The organism is Macellibacteroides sp. (assembly GCF_050251695.1).
In the GTDB taxonomy this organism is placed as follows: Bacteria; Bacteroidota; Bacteroidia; order Bacteroidales; family Tannerellaceae; genus Macellibacteroides; species Macellibacteroides fermentans.
The window spans coordinates 1-6954 of the sequence record NZ_JBFWMI010000124.1 but is presented as its reverse complement, the minus strand read 5'-3'; the positions used below and the strand labels follow the sequence as shown (position 1 = coordinate 6954).

At 46.8% G+C, this 6954-nt stretch carries 6 protein-coding genes; all 6 read left to right on the top strand.

Features of this window, described 5'->3' with window-relative positions; translation table 11 throughout:
* Positions 1-58 precede the first annotated feature (58 nt).
* Positions 59-1237 carry a DegT/DnrJ/EryC1/StrS family aminotransferase gene (locus tag AB7E53_RS13545; protein ID WP_446776260.1) on the top strand — a complete coding sequence of 393 codons (1179 nt, stop codon included), beginning with the start codon at positions 59-61 and terminating at the stop codon, positions 1235-1237.
* Positions 1238-1288: 51 nt separating this feature from the next.
* Entirely contained in the window at positions 1289-2377 is a 1089-nt protein-coding gene (locus AB7E53_RS13540) for a Gfo/Idh/MocA family protein (protein WP_446776258.1), read from the top strand.
* A gap of 103 nt (positions 2378-2480) precedes the next feature.
* Complete coding sequence (locus AB7E53_RS13535) at positions 2481-3758, top strand: nucleotide sugar dehydrogenase (RefSeq protein WP_446776256.1); 1278 nt, start codon at positions 2481-2483, stop codon at positions 3756-3758.
* An 8-nt stretch (positions 3759-3766) separates the two neighbouring features.
* Positions 3767-4579 (top strand): class I SAM-dependent methyltransferase, encoded by an 813-nt coding sequence (locus AB7E53_RS13530; RefSeq protein WP_446776254.1) that lies wholly within the window; start codon positions 3767-3769, stop codon positions 4577-4579.
* Entirely contained in the window at positions 4576-6048 is a 1473-nt protein-coding gene (locus AB7E53_RS13525) for a lipopolysaccharide biosynthesis protein (RefSeq protein ID WP_068185230.1), read from the top strand. The genes AB7E53_RS13530 and AB7E53_RS13525 overlap by 4 nt, the downstream gene beginning before the upstream one ends.
* Positions 6035-6954: glycosyltransferase WbsX family protein (locus AB7E53_RS13520; protein ID WP_446776252.1), on the top strand; the 920-nt coding region annotated here is incomplete at its 3' end. The genes AB7E53_RS13525 and AB7E53_RS13520, both read left to right, overlap by 14 nt.

The following is a 6954-nucleotide window of genomic DNA, read 5'->3' as shown; positions in this document are numbered from 1 at the left end:
TGTATAATAAATAGGCCTTTTTTATGTTTTTATGGAAGTTAGCGATGTATAATGAATAATGGGAAACAGCGTGTCGGAACTTCAGGTTAATATTCAGATGGTAGATTTGCAAAGGCAGTATCATCGGCTTCAGAATGAGATTGATGCCGCCTTGTTGGCAACGGTTGAGAAGGGACAGTTTATAAATGGTCCGGAGGTCAAATCGTTTGCCGGAAAGCTGGCGGATTACCTGGATATTCCCTACGTAATTCCTTGTGCCAATGGTACGGACGCCTTGCAGATTGCGCTGATGGCTCTGACTTTAAAACCCGGCGACGAGGTTATAGTACCTGTCTTTTGCTATGTGGCTGCTGCGGAGGTTGTGGCTTTGCTAGGCTTGACCCCAGTATGGGCGGATGTGGATCCGGATACGTTTATGGTTACCGCAGATACGCTGGCAAAAGCCTGCTCTTCCAGGACCAAAGCTATTGTAGTGGCCCATTTATTTGGGCAATGCTGCGATATGGATTCTATCCTCTCTTTTGCATCCAGACAAAATCTATATGTAATTGAAGATAACGCCCAGTCGATGGGGGCGGTCTACCGCTTGCCGGAGGGGCAGACGCGGATGGCCGGTACTATGGGGGTGATTGGCACCACTTCGTTTTTCCCATCCAAGCCCCTGGCTTGTTATGGCGACGGAGGAGCGATGTTTACCCACGATCAGCAATTGGCAAATACTTTACGTATGATTGCAAATCACGGTCAGCAGTCCAAATACCATCACCAGCGTGTGGGCTGCAATTCCAGACTGGATAGTATCCAGGCGGCTGTTCTGGAAGTCAAACTATCACATCTGGATGAATTCAATAAAGCCCGGCAAAAAGTTGCCGATAGATATGACGAAGGATTTAAACGCTGCAAGGGTATAAAAGTACCCCAGCGCACCGCTTCATCCACCCATGTTTTTCATCAGTATACGTTGCAGGTAAACAATGGGAAACGCGATGCCTTGCAGCAATTTCTGAAAAGAAGAAATATACCGTCCATGGTGTATTATCCTTTACCCCTTAATGAGCAACATGCCTTTCGTCAGGCATTCCGTCCGGTTGAAAAACCGGAAGTCGCCTCCCAATTATGTAAAACAGTGCTGTCTTTGCCCATCCATACCGAGATGCGTGAAGATGAAATTCAATATATTATTCAACAGGTAAATGCTTTTTTCGAATCGGACGGATTACAAGCCGGATGCGAGTAATAATACCTACATGCCGATACGTAACGAAGAGCCTTGAAATTGATACCGATTATGGAACAAGATAAAGAAATACGCTTTGCCGTTGTTGGCTGTGGACACATCGGAAAGCGCCACATTGAGATGGTTCGCAGGGAACCGGGAGCCCAATTAGTAGCCATATGCGATGTGCTGTCTCTGGAGTTGCTAAAGCTGGACACGGGAGATCAGTCGGTTGTTCCCGCCGGAGCTCTCAATGAAAACAGGCAGGCCGGAAATGAACCGGCCGACGTAATTCTGTTTTTTAAGGATTTGTCCACACTTTTGTCGGCGAACCTCCCCATAGATGTAATCAGTATTTGTACTCCCAACGGGATGCATGCCTCCATGGCCATTAAATCAATTGAGGCAGGATATCATATTGTTGTGGAGAAACCTCTGGCGCTTACCGTTTCCGAGGCAGAGCGGGTGGTATTTACCTCCCTGAAATATCGGAAGCAGGTGTTTTGTGTGATGCAAAACCGGTATTCGCCTCCTTCCGTATGGATAAAAGAGCTGATTGATTCCAAAAAACTGGGCGATTTATACATGGTGCAGCTAAATTGTTACTGGAACCGTGACGACCGGTATTATAAACCGGGCGGCTGGCATGGCACGGCTCTGCTGGACGGAGGAACTCTGTTTACCCAATTCTCCCATTTTATTGATATCATGTACTGGCTGTTTGGAGATATCACCAATATTCAGGCTCGTTTCCGCGACTTTAACCACAGCAGACTCACCGATTTTGAGGATTCGGGATTCGTGAGTTTCGATTTTGTGAACGGAGGAATGGGTACCCTCAATTATTCGACCTCCGTATGGGATAAGAATATGGAGAGCAGCATTCTTATCGTGGCTCAAAACGGAAGTGTGAAGATAGGGGGGCAGTATATGAACGAAGTAGAATATTGCCATGTAAAGGATTATCAGTTGCCCCAATTGGCTCCCACCAATCCCGGCAACGACTATGGAGCCTATAAGGGTTCCGCACAAAATCATAATTATGTAATTCAAAATGTAGTCCGGGTTCTCTCAGGAAACGCATGTATAACCACCAATGTGCTGGAAGGGTTAAAGGTTGTGGATATTATTCAACGTATTTATGCCTTAAAGGATAAATAAGGAATAACTATTCTCCCAATTTATTATCTTTGTCCCCGCAGGTTGCTTTCGGGGACGGGAGTGACGAACCTGTGGTGTATCCGGACGTTAAGCAATCTAAGAAATGGAAATAGCAATTATTGGTCTCGGTTATGTAGGCTTACCCCTTGCGGTTGCTTTTGCCAAAAAGTACCGGGTAAGAGGTTTCGATATAGATTCGTCCCGGATAGCCGATTTGCAACAGGGTGTTGATAACACACTTGAGGTAGATGAGGATGAGCTTGTTAAGGTGTTGAAAACCTCTGTTGATAACTCCGGTGGACTTACAGTTAGCTCTGATCCGGCATCCATCCAATCCTGTTCGGTTTATATTGTTACGGTTCCTACTCCCATCACCCGGTTTAAATCGCCCGACCTGTCTCCGTTACTCTCGGCAACAGCCATGATTGGCGGTATGCTTAAGAAAGGCGACGTGGTTGTGTACGAGTCGACTGTCTATCCCGGATGCACGGAGGAGGATTGTGTTCCTGTGCTCGAGCAAACATCCGGATTAAGATATAACCTGGATTTCTTTTGTGGCTATTCTCCGGAACGGGTCAACCCCGGTGATAAGAAAAACCGTCTGGAGACCATTCGGAAGGTGGTATCAGGTTCAACCCCCGAGGTTGCCGGGATGCTGACCGGTTTATATGCTTCAATCATTGAAGCGGGTGTGTTTACAGCCTCTTCCATGAAGGTTGCCGAAGCCAGCAAGGCCATCGAGAATGCCCAGCGGGATGTAAATATCTCATTTGTAAATGAACTCGCACTGATATTCGACCGCATGGAGATAGACACCCGTGAGGTGCTGGAGGCCGCCTCAACCAAATGGAATTTTCTGAATTTTAGTCCCGGTCTGGTTGGAGGTCATTGTATCGGTGTGGATCCCTACTACCTGCTTCATAAAGCTCAATGCCTGGGTTATCACCCCCAGGTGATATTATCGGGACGGAATGTGAATGATTCCATGGGGCATTTTGTAGCATCAAAAGTGGCGAAGCTGATGAGTAAAAAGGGAATCTGTATCGGTCAGAGTAAGGCCCTGATTCTGGGCTTTTCATTTAAGGAGAATTGTCCCGATACCCGCAACACAAGGATCATTGATATCTATACGGAGTTGTCCGATTTCGGAGTAACGGTGGAAGTGTACGATCCCTGGGTGTTGCGAAGCAAGGTGGAGGAGGAATACGGCATCAGCCTGCTACCCGATCTGCCCGACCTTACCACCTACGATGCCATTGTGCTTGCTGTAGGGCACGATTGCTTCCGGTCGGTCGACTTTCAATTTGTAAAAAATCGAAAAACCATCCTGTTCGACGTAAAGGGGATTCTGCCCCGGGAATGTGCTCACGGGAGGTTATAGAAAACCAGATGGGAAAAATATACGGATTAACAGAAGAGGCATATACCCCCTCGCCTTTATTGCAATGGGTTACACCCGGATCCAGGGTATTGGAGCTGGGCGCTGCCATGGGATATATGACTCGCTATATGAAAGAAGAGTTGGATTGCCGGGTTACCGGAGTCGAAATAAGCGCCGAAATGGCCCGCCATGCAGCTCTTTATGCCGAACAGATGGTGGTAGGTAATCTGGATACTGATCCCTGGTTTGAAACAATAGAAGGTCCTTTCGACTATGTGGTGATGGGAGATGTGTTAGAACATCTGCGTAATCCACGGAAGACCCTCGAAAAAGCAGTCTCCCTTCTGAAGCCCGGAGGATTTATTCTGTCATCTGTTCCCAATATTTCTCATAATGCAGTAGTGATGGGCCTGCTTAAAGGCGAATTTCCATACCAGTCCTTTGGTCTGCTTGACGATACCCATGTACATTTCTTTACCCGGAAAAGTATGTTTGAATTGTTCAATAGCTGCGGATTGCTTAGTGTGGCTGAGGAATCTAACCTGATGCGTCCCGATGCTACGGAACTTAAACAGTATTATGCATTCCGTTTTTTAGCAACCTTCATGGTGCGTCGTCCCGATGCCCATGTTTATCAGTTTATTAATAAATGGCAATTGTCCGATGGAGGACCGGTCGTACACCAGAAGTCAGAGGGTATCCGTTTAAGCTGGGGTAGTGCAATCCGGGCATTGATGGACGACATGAACGAGTACCTGGGTGTAAAGCTTGGAACAGGGGGGAGTCTGACCAAAATTTTTAGGAAAAAAGATTCTGAATGAAATCATTGAAAGAACGTACCGCCACAGGCATTTTCTGGGGGGGACTTAATACCTTTTCACAACAGCTTGTCCAGCTGGTATTCGGGATTGTGATGGCCCGAATCCTGATGCCCGACGATTATGGTTTAATCGGGATGATCTCGGTCTTCACCCTGGTTGCCAACACACTGCAGGAAAGTGGTTTCTCGTCCACACTAATTAAAATGCAGGCACCCACCAAAGAGGACTATGCGTCGGTCTTCTGGTTCAACGTTTTTATCAGTCTGGTCATCTACCTCATTCTTTTTGTGTCGGCTCCGGCAATAGCTGGTTTCTTCGACCAACCGGTTCTGGTGGATTATTCCCGCGTGGTGTTCCTGTCATTTGTCTTCAACGCATTGGGTATCATTCAAAACGCCATTCTTACCAAGCAGATTGCGCAGAAGCAGTTGGCCATGGTAAATCTGGGATCCATTCTGTTGTCGTGTGTCCTGGGACTTACATTTGCGTTGCTCGATTTTGCGCATTGGGCCATCGCCATACAGGCGGTGTCACTTTCATTTTTCCGTACCCTGCTGCTCTGGATGATGAGCGACTGGCGACCGGAAGCTTCGTTCCATCTGCCTGCTCTAAAGCGGATGTTCCCGTTTAGCGTAAAGCTTCTTTTCTCGGGTGTAATCACCCAGCTGGCCGGAGGGGCCTATTCTTTGTTCCTTGGTAAGTATTACGATGCGGAACAGGTTGGTTACTATACCCAGGCAAATAAATGGTATACCATTCCCTATTCCATTGTGTATGGGATTATCAACACATTGGCTTTACCTGTATTGTCCGAGATAAGCAATGAAACCGAACGGCAGCGGGCTGTATTTCGCAAAATGATGCGGTTTACAGCTTTTATCTCATTTCCTATGATTCTGGGACTTGCCTTCATCGCCAAAGAGTTTATTTTGGTGATGGTTACGGCCAAATGGCTGGGTGCGGTGGTAATTCTTCAGATTCTTTGTATCTGGGGAGCATTTGTCCCGATGTACAGCCTGTATGTAAATGTTATGATATCCCGTGGTCATCCGGGTGTAAACCTGATATTCAGCCTTGTGAACGGATGTTTACTCCTGGCAACCATAGTGGCGACGGTGCATCTGGGAGTGGTTAAGCTGTTGTTATTCACTACGGCGATCAATTTACTTACATTGGGGGCCTACTTTGTAGTAGCGTGGAGATTGCTCCGTTTCGGACTGACCGATTTTATAAGGGATGTGCTTCCCTTCGGATTTATTACTGTTGCGGTTTTCCTGGTGGTTTCCTTATTGTTAAAACCAGTGGATAATATATATTTGTTGCTGATTCTCAAGATTCTGCTTTCTGCATTGTTGTATGTGGGAGTGATGAAATTGCTTCGCGTGGTAATTCTGGAGGAGATTCTTGGTTATTTTAGCGGTATGAAGCGTAAATTTGCAGTACAAAAGAAAAACGATGAAACAAAATAAAGCAAGGGTACTGGCCTTTTATCTGCCACAGTTCCATCCAACACCCGAAAACGATGCGTGGTGGGGAAAAGGGTTTACGGAATGGACCAATGTGGGTAAAGCAAAGCCCCTGTTCAGAGGACATTACCAACCTCAGGTCCCGGCAGATCTGGGCTATTACGACCTGAGAGTGCCCGAAACCCGTGTTGCTCAGGCCGATATGGCCCGTGAGTATGGTGTCGAGGGATTCTGTTACTGGCATTATTGGTTCGGTAACGGCCGCCGTTTGTTGGACAGACCTTTTACGGAGGTGCTGGAGTCCGGCAACCCCGATTTCCCTTTTTGTCTGGCTTGGGCAAACCATAGCTGGCATGGAATCTATTGCGGTGTAAAGAGTAAAGAGCCTTTAATTGAACAGACCTATAATGGCTTGTCCGATTACGAACATCATTTTTACGATGTGTTGCCTGCATTCAAAGACAAGCGCTACATAACAGTGGATGGAAAGCCTTTTTTCCTTGTCTTCTCTCCGTTGGAGATTCCCGATCCCAAAGAATTTATAGATTGCTGGCAGCAGCTGGCAATCCGGAACGGACTTAAAGGGATTCATTTCGTAGCGCATACCTATAAAGCGGAGAATATAGACCTATTGCTCTCCCGTGGATTTGATGCGGTTAACGTTGTTCGTCTGTTCGATTACCAGCGACACGGACTTTCCGTGTTTAAAATGGCGGTCAATAAAATAAAGCGTGAGTTTTTTAAACACGGATTCTGGTGCGAGTACAAGGATGCCATGAAGTTCTTCTCCGGCAAGGAAGATGTGCAGGAGAATGTATACCCCACGGTTGTTCCCAACTGGGACCATTCTCCCCGTACCGGCAAATTCGGTGTCATTCTAAAAAATTCTTCTCCCGGATTGTTTCGTAA

What these genes read in the sequence shown, in the direction of transcription:
- AB7E53_RS13545 (WP_446776260.1), top strand. Translation starts at nt 59, where the DNA reads ATGGGAAACAGCGTGTCGGAACTTCAGGTTAATATTCAGATGGTAGAT.
- AB7E53_RS13540 (WP_446776258.1), top strand. Translation starts at nt 1,289, where the DNA reads ATGGAACAAGATAAAGAAATACGCTTTGCCGTTGTTGGCTGTGGACAC.
- AB7E53_RS13535 (WP_446776256.1), top strand. Translation starts at nt 2,481, where the DNA reads ATGGAAATAGCAATTATTGGTCTCGGTTATGTAGGCTTACCCCTTGCG.
- AB7E53_RS13530 (WP_446776254.1), top strand. Translation starts at nt 3,767, where the DNA reads ATGGGAAAAATATACGGATTAACAGAAGAGGCATATACCCCCTCGCCT.
- AB7E53_RS13525 (WP_068185230.1), top strand. Translation starts at nt 4,576, where the DNA reads ATGAAATCATTGAAAGAACGTACCGCCACAGGCATTTTCTGGGGGGGA.